The organism is Cloacibacterium sp. TD35, assembly GCF_028864635.1.
Classification (GTDB): domain Bacteria; phylum Bacteroidota; class Bacteroidia; order Flavobacteriales; family Weeksellaceae; genus Cloacibacterium.
Map to the genome: position 1 here is coordinate 931,245 of NZ_CP104850.1, position 20,325 is coordinate 951,569.

Below are 20,325 nucleotides of genomic sequence, written 5' to 3' on the forward strand. Positions count from 1 at the left end.
TTCTAAATAACAATTATTTTTTTTGCTGATTTTTTAAAAAACATGATAATAATCAGTCTTTGATAATTAAAAATTTAAGATTATACATTTATTAATATCTAGATTTAAATGTTGTTTATATTTTAAATAAAAATAATTTGTGTTATTGAAAATTTAACAAATTTAGCATTTGGCCATGTTAAAATTAATTAACATTTTTGTCGCAATAATATTAAATATTGTTAATATGAATGGAAAATTAAAAGTTTTAAGTGCTGGAGTACTTTTTTTTATAGGTGGACAGTTTGTTCAGGCTCAACAAAAAAAAGACGAGGCAAAAGAAAAAGAAATTGAAGAGGTGGTGATGGTAGGATATGGTACACAAAAGAAAACCGATGTAACATCTTCTGTCTCTACTGTAAAAGGTGATGCAATTGCTAACCTTAATACTCCAACTTTCGAGGCTCAGTTAGCGGGTCGTTCGTCTGGGGTACAAGTTGTAAATAACTCTGGTGAAATTGGTAGAGCTCCTGCAGTTAGAATTAGAGGTATTAACTCTATTACTTCTGGAACTGCTCCACTTTATGTAGTAGATGGAGTTCCTATCTTCTCTGGTGATACAGGAGGTGGTAATACTGCTGCAAACGCATTAGCTGATATTAACCCTGCGGATATTGAAACCATGACCGTTTTAAAAGATGGTGCAGCTACTGCAATTTATGGTTCTAGAGCAGCAAATGGGGTGATTTTAATTACAACTAAGAAAGGAAAATCTGGTAGATTTTCTGTAACGTACAATAATCAATTCAGTATTGCAAATGTTGTTAAGAAATTTGATTTATTAGAAACTCCTGATTTTATTACGATTTCAAATGAAAAAGCAGCAGCTGTAAATTCAATTTGGGCAAAAGGTGCAGATTTCAATACAGACTGGCAAGGTGCGGTTCTTAGAACAGGAACTCAATCAGACCATTTTCTATCTATGACAGGTGGTTTAGGTAATGGTAATTACTACGCTTCTTTTGGTTATACTAATCAAGAAGGGGTTATTAAACCAAACGGTATGGAGAGAATTTCTGTAAGAATGAATGCCGATCAAAAAGTTACCAATTGGTTGAAATTAACCTCTAGTTTATCTTATTCAGAAACTCAATACAAGGGTTTAAATAATGGTTATAACTCAATTTCTGGTGCTATGTTTAGTGCGGTAAGACAATTACCAAATACACCAATTTATGACGCAACTAAACCTACTGGGTATAACATCTTTACACAGGGTACTACAAGTATGGTAGGTCAATGGGACAACTACATTCCTATTACAAGTGCTTTAACCAACATTGCTTATATTGTAAACAATAATAAATATCAATCTGATTTAACAAGATTTATAGGAAGCTTAGCAGCAGATGTAAAATTAGCAGAATGGGCAAACTATAAATTGCAAGTAAGTAAAGATAGATCTGTAACAACTGGTTTCTTATATTGGAACAGAGTTCATGGAGATGGATTTTCAAGAGGAGGTTATATTGATAACAATTATTTAAATCTTGATAGATGGAATATCCAAAACATTTTAGATTTGAAAAAATCATTTTTGGATCATAACTTTAATTTGGTTTTGGTTAATGAATATCAAAAACAGAGAAGTACCTCATTCTTTGGAGATGGGCAAGGGCTTTCTACTGACTTTTTTGGTCAGATTAATTTGATTTCTGGTTCATATACTACACAATATTCTGGTGGAGGTGCCTCTGAGAATGGTTTAATTTCATATGCTGCTAGATTGAGCTATAACTATGCTAATAAATATTTCGTTCAAGGGACAATCAGAAGAGATGGATTATCAGCATTGCCAACAGCTAATAAATGGGGTAACTTCCCAGGGCTTTCATTAGGATGGACGGTTTCCAATGAAAATTTCTTAAAAGGAAACAAAGCGTTATCTGAATTGAAACTTAGAGCTTCTTATGGAAAAGTAGGTAACACAGATATCGGTAACTATCCTTATTTAGGCTTATATAGTAGCTATAAATATGCTGACTATACAGGGATTGGTTATTCTCAAGCAGGAAATGACCAGTTGAAGTGGGAGACAAACGTGAAGAAAAACGTAGGTGCAGATTTTGGTTTTATGAATAATAAAATTACTTTGAGTGTAGATTATTTCATCAACCAAAATGACGGTTTAATTTTGAACGTTCCTGTATCGCCTTCGTTAGGAGTTCCAAATAACTCTATCAATAAGAACATTGGTAGTATGGAGAATAAAGGTTTTGAATTCTCTTTGGGAGCAGATCTTGTTAAAAATGAAAACTTTAGCTGGAATGTAACAGGTAATCTTACTTTAATGGATAATAAAGTATTGTCTCTTGTAGATGGCAATGATATCATTGGTTCACAAAATGGGCAGACTTCATATTTAATTAGAGTAGGAGAATCACTAAGATCTTTATATGGATTTAAGTATTGGGGAGTAAATATGGCAAACGGAAACCCAGTTTACTATAAAGCTGATGGAAGTTTAGTACAAGGAAATATAGCGAATAGTACTTACTATGGTTTTGATCCTTCAAACCCTACTGCGCTTGGAGCTGCGTCATCTTTAAGTAATGCTGATAGACAAATTTTAGGAAATACTTTGCCTACTTATTTTGGAGCTTTGAACTCAACTATGAAATTTAAAAATTTCGATTTTGGTGTAATGGCTAGATTTAGTGGAGGTAATAAAATTTTCAACGTAACGAGAAGAGAATTGCTAAACCAAGATTTTTATAACAACGGTACAGAAATTCTTGGAAGATGGCAAAGTGTAAGCAACCCTGGAGATGGGTGGACTCCTAGACTTTATGGAACTAAAGGAAGCTTTATAAATTTAGAAGGAGTTGCTAACTCTAGATTTGTTGAAAAAGGAGACTTTATTAAGGTAGATAATATTACTTTAGGATATACTTTTGACAAATCAGTGATCGAAAAAGTAAGCTTATCTAAGTTTAGAGTATACGCAGTGCTACAAAATGCAATCATGTTTACAAAATATACAGGGATAGATCCTGAAATGGAAAGTACCGGTATGGATTACAATTCTGTGCCTAGACAAATGACATTTTCAATGGGTATTAACGCAACTTTCTAAAAATTAAAAACAATGAAATTAATAAAGTATAATAAATTAAGAACATATTTCTTCGGAGCATTATTGTCTTCTTTGTCATTAGTGTCGTGTACAGAAGAAAATATTATTGAATTAGAACCGTACAATCAACTGAGTGAAAACTCTGCTTTTGATACCAAAGAAAACATTTTGTTGTCTGTAAACGGTATGTATCAAGCAGCGCAGGTAGGATTGTATAATAATGGTGGCACCTCACAATCAGGTAGAGGGTATCCTTTTGGGGCAGCTTACTTTCAGCAAAATGATATGAGAGGTGAGGATATGGTAAATACAGCATCATTTTATGCGATTACCTATACTAATACTTGGGATCCTTCAGGAGCATTGAATACTGTTTATTACTGGATAGATACTTATAGATTGGTTAACAGGGCTAATCTTGTAATCGAAGGAGTAACAAAAGCAATAGAAAAAGGAGTAATTTCTGATGCAGAAGGAAAAGATATAATCGGTCAAGCGCTTTTCTTCAGAGCTTTTAGCCATTATGAATTGTTAAATTTCTTTGCTCGTCCATATAAATTTACTTCAGGGGCAAGTCACTCCGGAGTCCCATATAGATTGAAGCCAAGTAATTCAGTAGCTACTATAGAAGAAAATTCAAAATTAGGAAGAGGAACAGTTGCAGAAAACTATACTCAGTTGCTTTCAGATCTAGATACAGCAGAAAATTATTTATTATCTAAGACTACTAAGTCTGCAAAAAATGCAATCGTGTATGTTTCAAAAGAGGCAGCAATAGCATTAAAAACTAGAGTATATTTAAGCAAAGGTGATTATCCTAAAGTTATCGCAGAGGCAGATAAGCTTAATGGGAAATATTCTCTAACGTCTGACCCTAATGCACCATTTGCTAACAATTACGGAAATACAGAAAGTATTTTCTCTTTAGAAAATTCAGCTACTAATAACCCAAGTGTTAATGGTGCTTTAGCTTCACAGTATAATGGTAGAGCATTAATTGCAATTAGCCCAGTTATTTGGAACCAGTCTATGTGGTTAGCTACAGATAAAAGAAGAGGATCTAATCTTGTTAGAACACTGTTAAATGCACAAAATCAACCTATCTGTTACCTTTCTAATAAGTATAAAGATACAAGTACCTTGTCAGATGCTTCACCGCTGTTAAGATATGCTGAAGTGTTGTTAAATAGAGCAGAGGCAAAAGCTAGATTAGATGATCCTACTTATTTGGCAGATTTAAATGCTGTGAGAAACAGATCATTAGCAAATCCTGCTACTGAGCAATATACGGCATTTGCAACAAAGGCTGATGCAGTAAATGCGGTTCTTATGGAAAGAAGAATAGAGTTTTTAGCAGAAGGTCTAAGATGGAATACTATTCACAGATTACAGCATGATGATATTGCCCCTATGAATGGAGTACCTCAGAAATATAAAAATGGAGCGAATCCAGTATTTGCAGACTATAAAATTGGAACACCTTATGTATTCAAGACTGGAGATGTAACAGCATTACCATACTCTGATTACAGATATTTATGGCCTATCCCGACCTTAGAGACCAGTGCAAACCCTACACTAGCGGCTCAGCAAAACCCAGGTTGGTAGTAATTCATACAAATTATTTTTATAACCACTCTCTAGAGAGTGGTTTTTTTGTGCTGAGAAAATTATTTATATTGATTCTAAATAAAATAAAACTTTTTATAATATTTAGAGTAAATTAACAGTTAGCAAATAATTTAATTCAAAAAAGAATGAATAAATTATTTATTAGTGAACATTTTGTTAAAAAATCTAAAAAATCTGTAACAATAATAGAAATATTAAAAAAAATCTAGCAAATAAAAATTTGGTTATGTTAAAATTTATTAACATTTTTGTCAATCAATATATTAAATTTTGTTAATATGAATGTAAAAATTAAAGCGCTAACAGCGGGTGTACTTTTTTTTATAGGAGGAGCTACTGTTATGGCACAAAAAAAGAGTGATTCAATTAAAGATGAGAAAGTTATTGATGAAGTAGTAATCGTTGGGTTTGGTCAAAAAAAATCTGTTAAGGAAGTTACCGGTGCGGTTTCAAGTATTAAATCTGATGCTATTCAACAATTACCTGTTGCATCAATTGATAAGATGTTGCAAGGAAGAGTAACTGGTGTAATGACAGGTAATGCTTCTGGGCAGCCAGGAGGTATGGCTAGTGTTAGAGTAAGAGGTATTTCTTCAATCAATGGAGTTGTATCACCTATCTATATTCTAGATGGTGTGAGAGTAGCTAATGGAGACCTTACTACTGGTAACACTACCGCTAACATTTTGGCTAACTTAAACCCTGATGATGTTGAAAGTGTTACTATTTTAAAAGATGCAGTTTCTACAGCAGTATACGGTGCTGATGCTGGTGCTGGGGTTGTAGTAATTAATACCAAATCAGGTAAAAAAGGTAAACCTAAATTTAACCTATCATTTAACTATGGTTTTAATGATAAAGCTGTAAAACAACACGAAAGATTCAAAACATCTGACTGGTTAACATATATGGCAGATTCATATAACAACAGATATGGAACTACATATACAGGAGATACATTTGGGCCAGCTTTAGGTGTAGATAAAAACATTGATAGCGACTGGTCAGATGCTAGCCAGAAATTAGGATATCAGCAAAATGCAGATTTCAGTATGTCTGGAGGTAATGATAGAATGACATATTATACTTCTGCTAACTACTTTAATCAAGAGAGTATTGTAAGAAATTCTTATTTTAATAGATTAGCTTTCACCAATAAAATTGCTTATCAAGCTACTGATAAATTTAAATTGACTACTGATATTCAGTTTTCATTCTCTAAATTAAGTACATTGAGTGATGGTGGTGCTTTCGCTAACCCAATTTTAGCTCAATATTTCAATAGACCTACAGACCCATTGAGAAATGCTGATGGATCTTGGTATTGGATTGCTTCTACAGGTAGACTTTCAAACGGTATGTTTAACCCAGGTGCTGTATTAGACATGAATTACAGTAAAGCTGGAACTTTCAGAACTTATGCTAATTTAGGTTTAGAATATAAAATTCTTAAGAATTTAACTTACAAGTTCGTTTTCTCTCCTGAATACATCCAAATTGAAGAAGATAGATACTGGAATCCATTACATGGTGATGGTAGAAACTATGGTGGTTACCAAAGAACTTCAAACAACAGATATTTTAACTTCAACGTTCAGAATATCTTAGACTATAGTTATAAAGTAGGTTCACATAACTTCGGAGCTTCATTAATCCAAGAAGCATATAAAACAGATAACAAATTCTTATCAGCTACAGGTATTACTGTAGGAACACCTACATTAGAGACTTTATCTAATTTCGTAGTGCCATTTGGTTATGCTGGTTCTTCTGGTGTTTCTTCTAGATATGGTTACGCTGCAACTGGTCACTATGATTATGATAGATTACTATTATTAGATGCTTCATATAGAAGAGACGTATTGTCTCAGTTTATGCCTGAAAATAAAGCAGGTAATTTCTGGTCAGTAGGTTTAGGTGTAGACTTAGCTAGATTAGATTTTGTGAAAAACATCAATGCTATTTCAATGTTCAAATTAAGAACATCTTATGGTAAATTAGGTAACCAAGTTAGTGCAAACCCATACGCTTTATTTAATTATAATACTAATTATAATGACTATGCAGCTGCAACTTATGGTGGTGTAATGAACCCTAATCTAAGATGGGAAACTGTAAATCCTTTTAATGCTGGTGTAGATATAGGTTTATTCAAGGATAGAATTACCTTAAGTGCAGAATACTTTAATAAAGAAACTAAGGATTTGATCTATAATTTACCATTGCAAACTTCACAAGGTTTAACATCTTATCCAGATAACATTGGTTCATTAGTAAACAAAGGATTTGAATTTGCAATTAACTCAACTATTCTTAAAGGAAATAGAGATAGTGTAAATTGGACTTTAGGATTTAACTTATCTACATTAGATAATGAAATTACCGAACTTTATGGAGGTAATGTAAATGGAGGAACTACAACTCTAAGAGTTGGAGAAGGTGTAAGAACTTGGTACCTACGTAAATGGGCTGGAGTAGACGCAGCTACTGGTGCTCCTCTATGGTATATCAATGGAGTGGATGGTGCTACTACTAGTAATTATAACTCAGCTCAACAAGCTGTTCAAGGATCTATGCTTAATAAAATCTATGGAGGTGCTAACACTGCAATTTCATACAAAGGATTTGCTTTAGATCTACAGTTTGCTTATGGATTTGGATCTAAAATCTATGATGATTGGGCAGTTTATACTTATTCAGACGGGCAGTATACTTCTAATTATCCTGGTTATGGTGATGTATTTGGTGATTATTGGACTCCTACAAATACAGGTGCTTCTAATCCAAAACCAATCTGGGGTAACTCAACTTTATCTAACAGAGCATCTACCAGATTCTTATATGATGGTGATTACATAAGATTAAGTAATGCAAGAGCTTCTTACACATTTAATGGAGAGTTCTTAAAAGGAACTGGTTTAAATAGTGTTCAAATTTATGTAATGGCTAATAATGCTTATACATATATGTTTGATAAAAAACTTAAATTTGATCCTGAAGTAAATATTGCGGGAGCATCTAACCTTGGGTTACCAGTACTTAAGTCATATTTGTTCGGATTTAGCTTAAATTTCTAAAAAATAAGAAAATGAATAAGAAAAATAGATTATATAAAATTGCATTACTAGCGTTTGGTTTGACTATGGTTAGTAATTCGTGTAGTAACGATTTTGTTGATAGAGAATTCAGACAAGACGTTATTCAATCAGATTTAAAAACTCTTCAAGAAATTAAATCTTTTGTAAGAGGTGGTTATTCATCTATGAGATCATCTACTTATTATGGAAGAGATTTTCTAGCTTTCGGAGAAGTAAGATCAGACGAAATGTATAGTAATAAAGCATCAGGATATTACACTACTGTTCAAGATTATTCTATGACATCAAGTGATGCTTATGCTTCTGGTACATACAATCAGATATATACCTTGGTAGGTAAAATGAATATTGTAATCAATACAGATTTAACTGGTTTCTTAACTGCTGATTTACCTGCTGCTAAATATTATCAAGGGCAAGCTTATGCATTAAGAGCTCAAGGATTTTTTGATTTGTTAAGACTTTATGGTCAAAAATACACGGGGGGAACTCTAGGAGTAGTTTTACCACTTAAATTTGATCCAAAAGCAAAACAAGCTAGAGCTACTATTGCACAAACTGAAACTCAAATTGAGTCAGATTTCAATACTGCTTTAACTATGATGACTGCAAATGCAGCTATTGATGCTCCTTCTAATAAAACCGAGTTATCTATTAGTGCATTAAAAGTTTTAATGTCTAGATATTATCTTTACAAAGGTGATTATGCTAAAGTAAGATCACTTACTGCTGATGTAATTGGTAAATATTCTGTTATTCCTAAAGACTTATATCAAGAATCTTTCAGATATACTTTGAGAGGAGCAGCTTCTAACTCTATTTTCGAACTAGAAGTAGGTACAGATTCTTCACTTTCTACATCTTCATATGCTTATGTGATGAGTTATAATGGTTATGCAAACGTGGTTCCTTTCACAAGTGTTTATGCATTGTATGATGCTGCTGATATTAGAAGAACTTTAATTACTAGAGCTACTGCAACTGCTCATTATCTTTCATATACTAACGGACAAGGGGTAACTTTTGGTAAGTATACCAACACTGTAGGTGCTGATAATGTTAAGATGATTAGATACGAAGAGGTATTATTAAATGCTATTGAAGCAGAATTAATGCCAGGAGGTGATCCAGCAAAAGCATTATTATACTATAATCAAATCCTTACAAACAGAGGTCTAACAGCTGTAACAAGTGTTGATTTAGATATGCTTAAGAAAGAGAGAGTTAAAGAATTAGTAGGTGAAGGATTTAGACAGTGGGATTTATTAAGATGGGGTGTAACTTCATTTAAGCCTGCAAGTGTTAACATCAATAAACTTGCTTTCCCAATTCCTAGAGCTGAAACTGATTTAGCAGGTACGCTAGTAGAGTCAAATCCAGGTTATGATAATTAATATTATCAAAAACAATAAATAAAAAAAACGCCTCAGTCAAAGACCGAGGCGTTTTTCTATTTCAAACCATTTATAAAATTGAATAATCTAATGAGATCGCTTTCCTTTTTTAAATTAATTTTTTCTTCTTTAGCGAAGTCTAAAACAACTTTAGGATTAGTGATGTTTAAGAGAGAAGTTAATTCTTTTGTACTCTTAGGAACTTTAATATATATTCCATTGTTATTCACTAAGTAAACATCGTTCTCTTTTTGAAAATATGGATTTTTATCTTTAAGATAAGTGTTTGTAACATTATTATTGTATTCTATTACTTGTACTTTTTCCTTTTTATAAAGTTTATATTTACCTATACCCACTAATTCTACCAGATAACCATTGATGTTTTTGTTTTCGTAAATATAGTTGGTCAGAAAATAGACCTTTCCATTATCACTAAACTTAAATTTAAGATCATTTTGTTTGGTTACAAATTGTAGTTCATTATTCACTTTGAACTCCATTTCATCTTCGTAAGCATTATATCTTACAGAAGGTAGATTTTTATTATATCCATCAATTGTTATTGGATGAAAGTTTTCATCTAGATAAGGAATTCCATCTATGCCAGGATAGTGTTTTATATTGGTATTTGTTACTTCGAAAACACTACCTCTAGAGTTTCCAAATACCTCTAAATCGGTTTTCACTTGCGAATAATAATAACTCGGAATAAGACTTAATAAAAGAATGATTTTTTTCATTTGATTCAATTTTTTATAAAAATATAAAATTATAACGATTTGAAATATTTATTTGGTATTAATTTGTTTATCTTTTTTACTTTTGTACTTCAAAATATTAAAATGAAACACCCTTGTTATTTTTTTCAAACAACTGCATGGTTATGGGTGTTCCATCTGACATTAAAAATTAATAAATATAAACAGATGAAATACACTTTATTCATCATATTTTTTGCAGTACATTTTTTAGGCGCTCAAATTGTTAATAAAACAGATAGCAATGTTCCTACGGATACATTGATTGTTGACAAAGGAAGAAAAGATTCTTTGAAAATCTTTAAGCCAACCATAAATGACTATCAACATTATACTCAGTTTTCTGAGAAGAAAATTTTTGATACCGTTTTTACTATTGACAAATCTTATCAATTTACACAATACAATAACCAAGACAACTTTGGAAAAATCCAATTTGCCAACATCGGTTCTGGATTTCAAGATTTAATGTTCCGTGTCAATAAAGAACAAAATCTAGCTTTATTGCCTACCAGAAAATCGCATTTCATTTTAGGAATTGATAATATCAGATATTATGATGTAAAAACGCCTACTACATCTTTCATCTATCATAACGCTATGAAACAGGGAGCAGCTTTGCAAACTACCTATACCCAAAACGTAGGGAAAAATTTCAATGTAGCGCTAGAATATATGGGATTGCGTTCTCAAGGTGTATATCAGAGAGAACTAGCGTCTTCTAATAATTTCATTTTATCTTCTCGTTTTAATTCTAAGAACAATCGTTATAGATTTTTCACGCATTATATTCATCAGAATGTAAACAACGAAGAAAATGGTGGAATAGAAGATTTAAGCCTTTTTTTAGGAAATGACACCCGTTTTAATAACAGACAAAACCTTGCAGTAAATCTCAACTCTACAGATTCTAGATTCTCATACAGAAGATATTATTTCTCTCAGGAATTTCAGTTTGTGAATTCAGAGAAATATCCTTTTAAAGTAAGACATACTATTTTCCATCAAGCCAATAAATATTGGTATAAGCAAAAAGGATCAGAGTCTTTTTATAATTCAGACTTGGTAGATGGGTATGAACCATCTGCTTACAAATTTTCTAATAATTTAAGCAATACCTTCACCTTACTTTTTGATAAGTCTACTTTCAAATTAGAAGCAGGAGTTCGTCATCAAATGATTAATTTAGGAACAGATAAAGAACTTCCAGCCACTGTTGGTATCAATATTCCTTTAGATAATAAAGAAAACAGATTTGGTGCAGTAGGGAATTTAGAAATCAAATTATGGGACAAGGTAGATTTAAAATCTAATCTAGAATATTCTAACGGAAGTACTTTTGGCAACTTCCTTCGTTCAGAAAACAACTTGAAATTAGAACCGATTAAAGATTATATTCTAGATGCTCATGTAAATTTGCAAACCTCTAAACCGAGTTTTAATTATTTAATCAATCCATCTTTTTACCAAAATTTCAATTATAATTTCTTAGACGCTAAAAACGAAAGCACTTTAGAAATCGGAGGTAAAGTCAATCTGAAGTGGTTCCAAAGTTCAGTTTTTGCTAATTATTTTAGAATAGAAAATTACACCTACATTGGAGCTGATTATCAGCCTAAGCAAAGCGAATCATCACTCAATATTTCTCAAATCGGTGGCGAAGCTACTTTTTCTTATTGGAAACTTAATTTCAATACCAAATTACTTTTCCAATCGGCTTTGTCTGAGAAAAACCTTTACCCAATGCCTAGTTTTATCGGTAGATTAAATGCTTATTACCAATCAAAAGCGTTCAAAGATGCTGCGGAAATTCAAACAGGAGTAAAACTGTATTATTTCTCGAAATTTAATTCTAGAGAATATTTCCCAGTATTAAATGAATTTGCAGTTTCTGCAAATACCGCTTCTATTGGTGGTCAGCCTATTGCAGATGCTTATTTTAATATGAAGGTAAAAAGAATGCTTATTTATGCAGAAGCGCAGCATGTAAACACTACCTTTATGAAAAACAAATCATTCGCTGCTCCCAATTATCCTATTTATGATTTTCGATTGAATTTAGGAATTGTTTGGTATTTATTTCACTAAATTTGCTTCATGCCGAAGTTTAAATTTCCGTTTCAAGATTTAGAAACCATCCCGAAATTAATCAAGGACTTTCTTCAACAAGAAATTCCGCAGTTTTCTGCATATCAGTTTACCTTAGAAAACGCACTATTACAAGCAGAAAAGAAAGCACATAACTATACACAAGAGCAAAGAAAAGTATTGGTAGAAGTTCTTAGAGCGCAGCATCAGCATTTATATTTAAGTGCTAAGCAATCGCAGAATTTAGATTTGCTCTTATCCGAAAATACTTTTACTGTAACCACAGGTCATCAGTTGAATTTATTTTCTGGGCCAGTATTTTTTGTCTACAAAATTTTACAAACCATAAAAACAGCTGATTTTTTAACTCAAAATTCCGATAAAAATTTTGTTCCTATCTTTTGGTTGGCTACAGAAGACCACGACTTTGAGGAGATTAATCATTTTAAAACTGCAAATGGATTTTATCAAGTCAAAGGAAATTCTGGTGGCGCAGTTGGCAGAATTATTATAGAAGACAATAGTTTTTTAGAAGAATTCGAAAGAGAATTTAAAGATGATGTTTTCGGAACACAGCTTATTCTTCTTGCCAAAAAAGCTTATCAAAAAGGAAGAACTTTTGCCGAAGCTACTCAGATTTTGGTTCAAGAAATTTTTGCAGAGTTTGGACTTTTAATGATAGATGGCGACCATGTTTTGCTCAAAAATCAAATGCAAAATATCTTCAAAGAAGAATTGGTGAACCAAACAACCCATTATTTTTCTCAAGAAAATGTAAAATTCCTAACAGAGAAATACGGGAAAGTACAAGTAAACCCTAGAGAAATCAACCTTTTCTACTTGTCTGATACCAGAAATAGAATAGAATTTGATGGGGAACAATTTCAGATTGTAGATAAGAATCTCACGTTTACTTTAGAAGAATTAGCAGAAGATTGGTCTAAAATCTCACCAAATGCTTTGCTAAGGCCTGTTTTTCAAGAAAAAGTTTTGCCCAATATTGCATACATTGGCGGGAATGCAGAAATTATGTATTGGTTAGAAATGCCAAAAGTTTTTGAAAAATTTGGTGTAGAATTTCCTCTTTTGGTTCCTAGAAACTCTATGTTGTTCCTTAGAAAAAAGACTTTAGATAAAATAGAAAAATCTGGAGTAGCGTTACAATACTTTTTAGGAGATTTTCAGAAATTCTTAAATCAAAAATTGCTGAAAGAATCAGAATTGAATACCGATTTAGAAAGCCGAGAGCAATTATTAAAAGAAAATTTCGAAACTTTAAAAAATAAAGCTTCACTTACTGCCGTTACCTTTAGGAATATGGTAGAAGCAGAAGAAACGAGACAATTGAAGTCTTTTCAGAAATTTAAGAAAAGATTGTTACGTGCAGAAAAGATTCTTCACGCAGATAAAATAGATTATCTTCAGCGTTTGTATTCAGAAATTCACCCTGCTAATAACTGGCAAGAAAGAAGCCTCAATTTCAGTGTCTTTTTCGCAGAAAACGGCGAAAAATGGCTCGAAAATTGTTATCAAGAAATGGAGGTTTTAAATTCTGTCTTAATTGTTAGCGAATTTTAGCCCGAAAAACATTAATTTTGCAATTTAAATAACAAGGATGAAAAAATATCTTGTATTCATATATACGTTAATAGGTTTTGTAGCTTTTGCACAGAAAACACACACTGTAGCAAAAGGTGATACTCCGTATAATATTTCTAAAAAATATGGAGTAACACTAGACGAACTCACGAAGCTAAATCCTCAAATCAAAGAGGGTAAATTAGCGATTGGAGATGTTTTAATCATCACTAAGAAAAATTCAGAAGTTGTAAAAACTACTGAAAAAGCAGTGGCTACAACCAATCAAAAATTAGGCAAAATCGTTCTTCAACCGAAGCAAACGATTTACGGAATTACCAAACAATATCATATTTCTGAAGCGGATTTAAGAAAATTGAATCCTAACTTAGACCAGCATATGAAAATTGGTGACGAGGTAACTTTGCCTGCTGAAAATATCAAAAAATATGCAGATCAAAATGCATTTGCAAAAACAGAAGTTCCAGTAGAAAAACCTGTTGAAAAGGCAATAGAAAAGCCAAAAGCAGATGAAGGAACTTATGTGATTCAGCCAAAAGATAACTATTACAGAATTACCAAAAGTTTTAACCTTACTCAAGAGGAATTATTTGCCATTAATCCTGGTTTAGAAGAAAAAGGATTGCAACCTGGCGAAGTCATTAATGTGAAAAAACCTCAAAATTCTAAGGTTAAAGAACCAGTAACTTGGCAAGAAGATAAAAAAACCGAAAAAGCAGAAGTTCAGAATGTAGTTGCAGATGAATATCAAACGTACACGGTTCAGAATGGCGATACTGTTTTCGGGATTCTTAATAAATTTAATGTTTCTCTAGACCAATTACTAGAGCTTAATCCTAAACTTTCAGAAGGTTTAAAACCAGGAATGGTTCTAAAAGTGAAGAAGCTAGAAGCTGGCTATGTTAAAAAATCTGGTGATGAACTAAATGTAGTTTTAATGTTGCCATTTGGTTTTGATGATGGTGACAGTAAATACAGAAGTATGGCTGCTGATTTCTTAACTGGTGCAAAATTAGCCATCGAAAGAAATGCTAAAGCAGGTCAAAAACTAGATGTAAAAGTAGTAGATGCAGGAAGTGAAGCAAGTTTTAAAAATTCACTTACGCAAATCAATCAAAATAATACAGACTTAATCATAGGACCGTTTTTCAAGTCAAACGTTTTAGAAGTTTTAGACTATGTAAAAACTCAAAAAATTCCTGTGGTAGCTCCGTTTGCGAACTCTCCAGAGCTTAGAAACTATAGTAATCTGGTGATTATCGAAACTGAGCAAAGTGTTTTTGCAGACAGAATTGTAAAAGAAGTTTCTTTGGCTTATTCAGACCAAAAAATATATATATTAGCAGATGCAGATAAGACGTATGCTAATTATATGAAAAAACAATTGGGAAGCCAGTTGAAAAATGCAAACATCACTATAGTAAATTCTTCTGCAGATATCCAGTTAGATACAAATATGATGACCGGTCAAACCGCTCCTGTAATTGCTATTTTGGCGAATGATAATGATGATGCAGGAAGTGATTTTTCAAAAAGAATCATTGATTTGGCTAAAGAAACTAGCGGAATGAAATCATTCAGTATGTATTATCATCCATCTTTTGAAAAAAATATTGCAGAACTCAGCAACGCGAGTTTAGTTTATTTGATGGATAGAAAAATCAACACAGACGGTGACTTCGAAAAAGAAGTTCTCGCAGATTATAAGAAAAAATATTGCAAAGCACCTTCTAAGTATGCTGTAATAGGTTTTGACGTAGTTAATGATATGTTGACCAGAGAAAACAGCAAAGGAGAATTGTTTAAGCAAATGAATAAACCTCAAACTCAATTGGCTACCAAGTTTGAATTTGTACGAAACAAAAACGGAGCATACGTAAACCAGGGTTACAGAGTAGTAAGATTAGTTCCATAGTTGCGGAAACTAATACTAAAGAAAAAAAGAATAAGACTCAATTTTTATCGAAAAAAAATTATGAAAGCACTTGTATTTCCAGGGCAAGGTTCTCAATTCGTAGGAATGGGAAAAGAACTCTACGATAGTAGAAAAGAAATTAAAGACCTAATGGATTTCAGTAATGAAATTCTAGGTTTTGATATACTGAAAATCATGTTCGAAGGAACAGATGAAGACCTTAAAAAAACAAAAGTTACACAACCAGCAATATTTATTCATTCTGTAGCTGCTGTAAAGGCAATTGACGGAACAGGAGCTCAAATGGTAGCAGGGCATTCTTTAGGAGAATTTTCTGCATTGGTTGCCAATGGAGTTTTAAGTTTTGAAGATGGGCTTAAATTGGTTTCAGAAAGAGCTTTGGCTATGCAAGAAGCTTGTGATATCAATCCGTCTTCTATGGCAGCAATTCTAGGTTTAGATGATGCTAAAGTAGAAGAAATTTGTGCATCTATTGATGGAGTAGTGGTTCCTGCGAATTACAACTGTCCAGGACAATTGGTGATTTCAGGTGAAACCAAAGCGGTAGAAGAAGCGTGTAATGCTATGAAAGAAGCAGGTGCAAAAAGAGCTTTGATTTTGCCAGTAAATGGTGCGTTTCATTCACCTTTAATGCAACCCGCACAAGAAAGACTCGCTGCAGCAATAGAAAATGCAAAATTTAGAAAAGCAACCATTCCGGTTTATCAGAATATTACAACGACTGCAGTTACAGATCCAGATGAAATTAAGAAAAATCTAATTGCTCAGTTGACAGGACCTGTAAAATGGACGCAGTCTGTGCAAAATATGATTAAAGACGGTGCCACAAGTTTTGTAGAAGTAGGACCAGGAAAAACTTTGCAAGGACTAATAAAGAAGATTAATTCAGAAATAACAGTCTCGTCTGCAATTTAAAATAAAAGTAAGCCACAAATTTTTTTGTGGCTTTTTCTTTTATATTTTTGTTAAAAATAAAATCCTTTGAAAAATCACATATTTTCACCAGGCAAATTGCTTATTACGTCAGAATATTTTGTGTTAGATGGAGCTTTAGCATTAGCTGTACCTACTCGACTGGGACAAGATTTTTATTCAGAAGAAGAAAAAGATGGCGCTTCCATAGTTTTTTGGGAGGCTTTGCATGAGAGCAAACCTTGGCTTTCTATCCAAATAGATTATAAAAATTGGGATATTGTACAGACTAATCTTCCCGAAAGTGCAGCATTTATCTTAAAAGTACTTCAAAACGTACAAAAACTTTCTGCAGATAAATTTCATAGTGATTCTACCTACAAGATTACCACCAATTTACAGTTCCCTGCGAATTATGGACTGGGGAGTAGCTCTACACTGATGAATAATTTAGCAGAATGGTCTCATGTAGATGCGTTTCTTCTTAATGAACTTTCTTTAGGCGGGAGTGGTTATGACATAGCTGTAGCTCAAGAAAAATCTGCAATTCTTTATCAAAATAATCCTAGGAGAGTAAAAAGGGTAAATTTTAACCCAAGTTTTGCTGACGATTTAATCTTTATTCACCTGAATCAAAAGCAAGATAGCAGAGAAGGAATAAGAGTTTTTCAGTCTCAAAAAAAATCTTTAGTTTTAAGAACTGAGTTTTCAGAAATCACTCAAAAAGTATTAAGGTGTGAGAGTTTAGAAGAGTTTTCTAATCTTATGATGTTGCACGAGAGTAAGTTAAGTAAATTTTTAGGAATAAAAACAGCCAAAGAAAATTACTTTCAAGATTGCCCGAGTTTTATTAAAAGTTTGGGAGCTTGGGGCGGAGATTTCGTTCTAGCTTCAAAATTTGGGGATTACAAAAATTACTTTTTTGAGCGAAATTTTAAAAATATCATAGAATGGAAAGATTTAATATTCTGAAAATCAATTTATTGGAAATTGGTGATATGACCGATTTCAGTGACTTAAATCATTATTTATGATATAATAAAACTATATACTTTTGCTAATTTTGTAATACAAAAAAATATGAACAATAATATTTTAGTTATGAAAAACATTAAAATCATTCAAGAGCTACATGATCTAGGTATTACAGGTTATCACGAAGTAGTGTATAACCCAACCTATGAAGAACTTTTTAAAGCGGAAATGTCTGCTAAAAATAAAGGTTATGAAAAGGGTGCTCTTACAGAATCAGGAGCGGTTGCTGTAAAAACAGGTATTTTCACAGGTAGATCACCTAAAGATAGATATATCGTAAAAGATGATGTAACAAAAGATACTATTTGTTGGGATGGAAAAGTTAATTTTCCTACAACTCCAGAGATATTTAAATCTTGTAAAGAATTAGTTTTAGAACAACTTTCTTCTTCTAAAAAATTATATGTAGTAGATGCATTCTGTGGTAGCAATCCAGATACAAGACTTAAAGTAAGATTTGTAATGGAAGTAGCATGGCAAGCTCATTTTGTAACGAATATGTTTATTAGACCATCATTGTATGAGTTAGAAAACTTCGGAACTCCAGATTTCATCGTGATGAATGGTTCTAAAACAGTGAATCCAGATTGGCAAGCTCAAGGATTAAATTCTGAAAACTTTGTAATGTTTAACCTTACAGAAAGAATCCAAATCATTGGAGGAACTTGGTATGGTGGTGAGATGAAGAAAGGGATGTTTGCAATGATGAACTACTATCTTCCATTAAAAGGAATGGCTTCTATGCACTGCTCTGCAAACGTAGGTGAAGAAGGTGATGTAGCATTATTCTTCGGACTTTCTGGTACAGGTAAAACTACACTTTCTGCAGACCCAAAAAGATATTTAATTGGTGATGATGAACACGGTTGGGATGATAATGGTGTATTTAACTATGAAGGTGGTTGCTACGCAAAAGTAATTGACCTTACTGAAGAAAAAGAACCAGACATTTTCAGAGCGATTAAGAGAGATGCTTTATTAGAAAACGTAGTGGTAAATGAATATGGCGAAATAGACTATAAAGATAATTCTATTACAGAAAACACTAGAGTTTCTTACCCAATCTATCATATTAATAAAATTGTACTTCCTTCTAAAGCTGGTCACGCTAAAAAAATCGTTTATTTATCAGCAGACGCATTCGGAGTATTGCCTCCAGTATCTATTTTAAGTGATGATCAAGCTCAATACCACTTCTTATGCGGTTATACATCTAAATTAGCAGGAACAGAGAGAGGAATCACTTCTCCAGAACCTTCATTCTCTCCAGCTTTCGGTGAAGCTTTCCTTACATTACACCCTACCATGTATTCTAAAACATTAATTGGTAAAATGAAAGAACACGGTGCTAAAGCTTATTTAGTAAATACAGGTTGGAATGGAACTGGTAAGAGAATTTCTCTTAAAGATACTAGAGCAATTATTGATTCTATTATAGATGGTTCTATAGAAGGTGCGCCTAAAAATGTAGTTCCAATTATGAATTTAGAAATTCCTACTTCTTTACCAAATGTAACTGAAGGAATTCTAGATCCAAGAAATACTTATGCTGATGCTAGTGAATGGGAAGCAAAAGCTAAAGATTTAGGAGCTAGATACATTAAAAACTTTGAGCAATATTGTGATACAGAAGAAGGTAGAAGATTAGTTGCGGCTGGTCCTCAATTATAAAAATCAGAAAAATACCTAAATATAAAATCCTCAGCGTAAACTGAGGATTTTTTTATTTTATTGTAGAAATTAAATGAATAATCGCCAATCTGTAGCCTTCTGTGCCAAAACCAGAGAGTACAGCATCTGTATAAGCTGCGGTAACTGATTTCTGCCTGAATTCTTCGCGCTGATAAATATTACTAATATGAACCTCTATTTTGGGTTTTCTAAGGTTTTTAAGCGCATCTGCGATGGCGTAAGAATAATGTGTGAAAGCACCAGGATTAATGACAAGCGCATCAAAATCATTTTCTTGAATTTTCCCAATGATTTCCCCTTCAAAATTAGACTGGAAATACTCAATAATATGTTGTGTATTTTCAGATTTTAAATTCTTTAAAACATCTTCCATAGAAGTATTTCCATAGATGTCTGGTTCGCGAGTTCCTAGAAGATTAAGGTTGGCTCCGTTTAGTATTAGAATTTTCATATTCTCAAAGGTATGAAATTTTTAAAACAAAAAAAATCCTCAGATATTTCTGAGGATTTTGGTAGCCCGTAGGGGAATCGAACCCCTCTTGCAAGAATGAAAATCTTGAGTCCTAACCGATAGACGAACGGGCCAGAAATTTATTCTTAAGCTAACTTGTTAACGTGCTTAGTTAACTTACTTTTTAAGTTAGCAGCCTTATTTTTGTGAATAATATTCTTCTTTACTAGTTTGTCTAATAAAGAGATTACTTTAGGCAATTGCTCTGAAGCAGCTGCTTTGTTTTCTTCATTTCTTAATACTTTCACAGCTGTTCTAGCAGTTTTGTGATAGTATCTGTTTCTCAATCTTCTTTTCTCAGATTGTCTGATTCTCTTAAGTGCTGATTTATGATTTGCCATAATTGTTTCTGAAATGTGGGTGCAAAGATAAAAACTATTTTTTAATTTGCAAATTATTTTTTAAAATTTTTTAAAATTTGTAGCCTATAGGGGAATCGAACCCCTGTTGCAAGAATGAAAATCTTGAGTCCTAACCACTAGACGAATAGGCCATTCTTTTTTTGTGCGTGCAAAAATAAGAACTTTTTTAGAACTCGCAAAATTTTCTTGA

At 32.6% G+C, this 20,325-nt stretch carries 13 protein-coding genes and 2 tRNA genes; 10 read left to right on the forward strand and 5 right to left on the reverse strand.

What is annotated here, in order from left to right:
- Window positions 1-226 precede the first annotated feature (226 nt).
- From N7277_RS04195 to N7277_RS04210, 4 genes are all read left to right on the forward strand, one after another.
- Window positions 227-3,115 carry a SusC/RagA family TonB-linked outer membrane protein gene (locus N7277_RS04195; protein WP_274780491.1) on the forward strand — a complete coding sequence of 963 codons (2,889 nt, stop codon included), beginning with the start codon at window positions 227-229 and terminating at the stop codon, window positions 3,113-3,115.
- A 12-nt stretch (window positions 3,116-3,127) separates the two neighbouring features.
- Window positions 3,128-4,723 carry a RagB/SusD family nutrient uptake outer membrane protein gene (locus tag N7277_RS04200; RefSeq protein ID WP_274780492.1) on the forward strand — a complete coding sequence of 532 codons (1,596 nt, stop codon included), beginning with the start codon at window positions 3,128-3,130 and terminating at the stop codon, window positions 4,721-4,723.
- A 302-nt stretch (window positions 4,724-5,025) separates the two neighbouring features.
- Window positions 5,026-7,824, forward strand: a complete 2,799-nt coding sequence (locus N7277_RS04205) for a SusC/RagA family TonB-linked outer membrane protein (protein WP_274780493.1) — start codon at window positions 5,026-5,028, stop codon at window positions 7,822-7,824.
- 11 nt (window positions 7,825-7,835) lie between these two features.
- The gene (locus N7277_RS04210) at window positions 7,836-9,239 is read left to right on the forward strand and encodes a RagB/SusD family nutrient uptake outer membrane protein (protein ID WP_274780494.1); all 1,404 of its coding nucleotides are present in this window, start codon (window positions 7,836-7,838) and stop codon (window positions 9,237-9,239) included.
- Window positions 9,240-9,295: 56 nt separating this feature from the next.
- Here N7277_RS04210 and N7277_RS04215 read toward each other — a convergent pair whose 3' ends face one another.
- Window positions 9,296-9,991 carry a hypothetical protein gene (locus tag N7277_RS04215; RefSeq protein ID WP_274780495.1) on the reverse strand — a complete coding sequence of 232 codons (696 nt, stop codon included), beginning with the start codon at window positions 9,989-9,991 and terminating at the stop codon, window positions 9,296-9,298.
- A 177-nt stretch (window positions 9,992-10,168) separates the two neighbouring features.
- On the opposite strand from N7277_RS04215, the gene N7277_RS04220 reads away from it, so the two are divergent.
- From N7277_RS04220 to pckA, 6 genes are all read left to right on the forward strand, one after another.
- On the forward strand, window positions 10,169-12,088 hold the full coding sequence (locus N7277_RS04220; protein WP_274780496.1) for a putative porin: 1,920 nt from the start codon (window positions 10,169-10,171) through the stop codon (window positions 12,086-12,088).
- A 9-nt stretch (window positions 12,089-12,097) separates the two neighbouring features.
- A complete protein-coding gene (gene bshC, locus N7277_RS04225) occupies window positions 12,098-13,666 on the forward strand; it encodes a bacillithiol biosynthesis cysteine-adding enzyme BshC (RefSeq protein ID WP_274780497.1) in 1,569 nt (522 codons plus the stop codon).
- Between the two features lie 37 nt (window positions 13,667-13,703).
- Window positions 13,704-15,602 (forward strand): amino acid ABC transporter substrate-binding protein, encoded by a 1,899-nt coding sequence (locus tag N7277_RS04230; protein WP_274780498.1) that lies wholly within the window; start codon window positions 13,704-13,706, stop codon window positions 15,600-15,602.
- Window positions 15,603-15,662: 60 nt separating this feature from the next.
- Window positions 15,663-16,538 carry an ACP S-malonyltransferase gene (gene fabD / locus N7277_RS04235; RefSeq protein WP_274780499.1) on the forward strand — a complete coding sequence of 292 codons (876 nt, stop codon included), beginning with the start codon at window positions 15,663-15,665 and terminating at the stop codon, window positions 16,536-16,538.
- Window positions 16,539-16,604: 66 nt separating this feature from the next.
- The gene (locus N7277_RS04240) at window positions 16,605-17,507 is read left to right on the forward strand and encodes a GYDIA family GHMP kinase (protein ID WP_274780500.1); all 903 of its coding nucleotides are present in this window, start codon (window positions 16,605-16,607) and stop codon (window positions 17,505-17,507) included.
- A gap of 129 nt (window positions 17,508-17,636) precedes the next feature.
- Window positions 17,637-19,241 carry a phosphoenolpyruvate carboxykinase (ATP) gene (gene pckA, locus N7277_RS04245; protein ID WP_274780798.1) on the forward strand — a complete coding sequence of 535 codons (1,605 nt, stop codon included), beginning with the start codon at window positions 17,637-17,639 and terminating at the stop codon, window positions 19,239-19,241.
- 52 nt (window positions 19,242-19,293) lie between these two features.
- Here the strand turns inward: pckA and aroQ are convergent, their stop codons facing one another.
- The 4 genes from aroQ to N7277_RS04265 all read right to left on the reverse strand — a co-directional run bounded on the left by aroQ (window position 19,294) and on the right by N7277_RS04265 (window position 20,266).
- Complete coding sequence (gene aroQ / locus N7277_RS04250; RefSeq protein ID WP_274780501.1) at window positions 19,294-19,713, reverse strand: type II 3-dehydroquinate dehydratase; 420 nt, start codon at window positions 19,711-19,713, stop codon at window positions 19,294-19,296.
- Between the two features lie 59 nt (window positions 19,714-19,772).
- Window positions 19,773-19,847: transfer RNA gene (locus tag N7277_RS04255), tRNA-Glu, on the reverse strand.
- Window positions 19,848-19,859: 12 nt separating this feature from the next.
- Window positions 19,860-20,114 carry a 30S ribosomal protein S20 gene (rpsT, locus tag N7277_RS04260; RefSeq protein WP_069800821.1) on the reverse strand — a complete coding sequence of 85 codons (255 nt, stop codon included), beginning with the start codon at window positions 20,112-20,114 and terminating at the stop codon, window positions 19,860-19,862.
- Window positions 20,115-20,194: 80 nt separating this feature from the next.
- A tRNA-Glu gene (locus tag N7277_RS04265) sits at window positions 20,195-20,266 on the reverse strand.
- Between the last annotated feature and the right edge of the window lie 59 nt (window positions 20,267-20,325).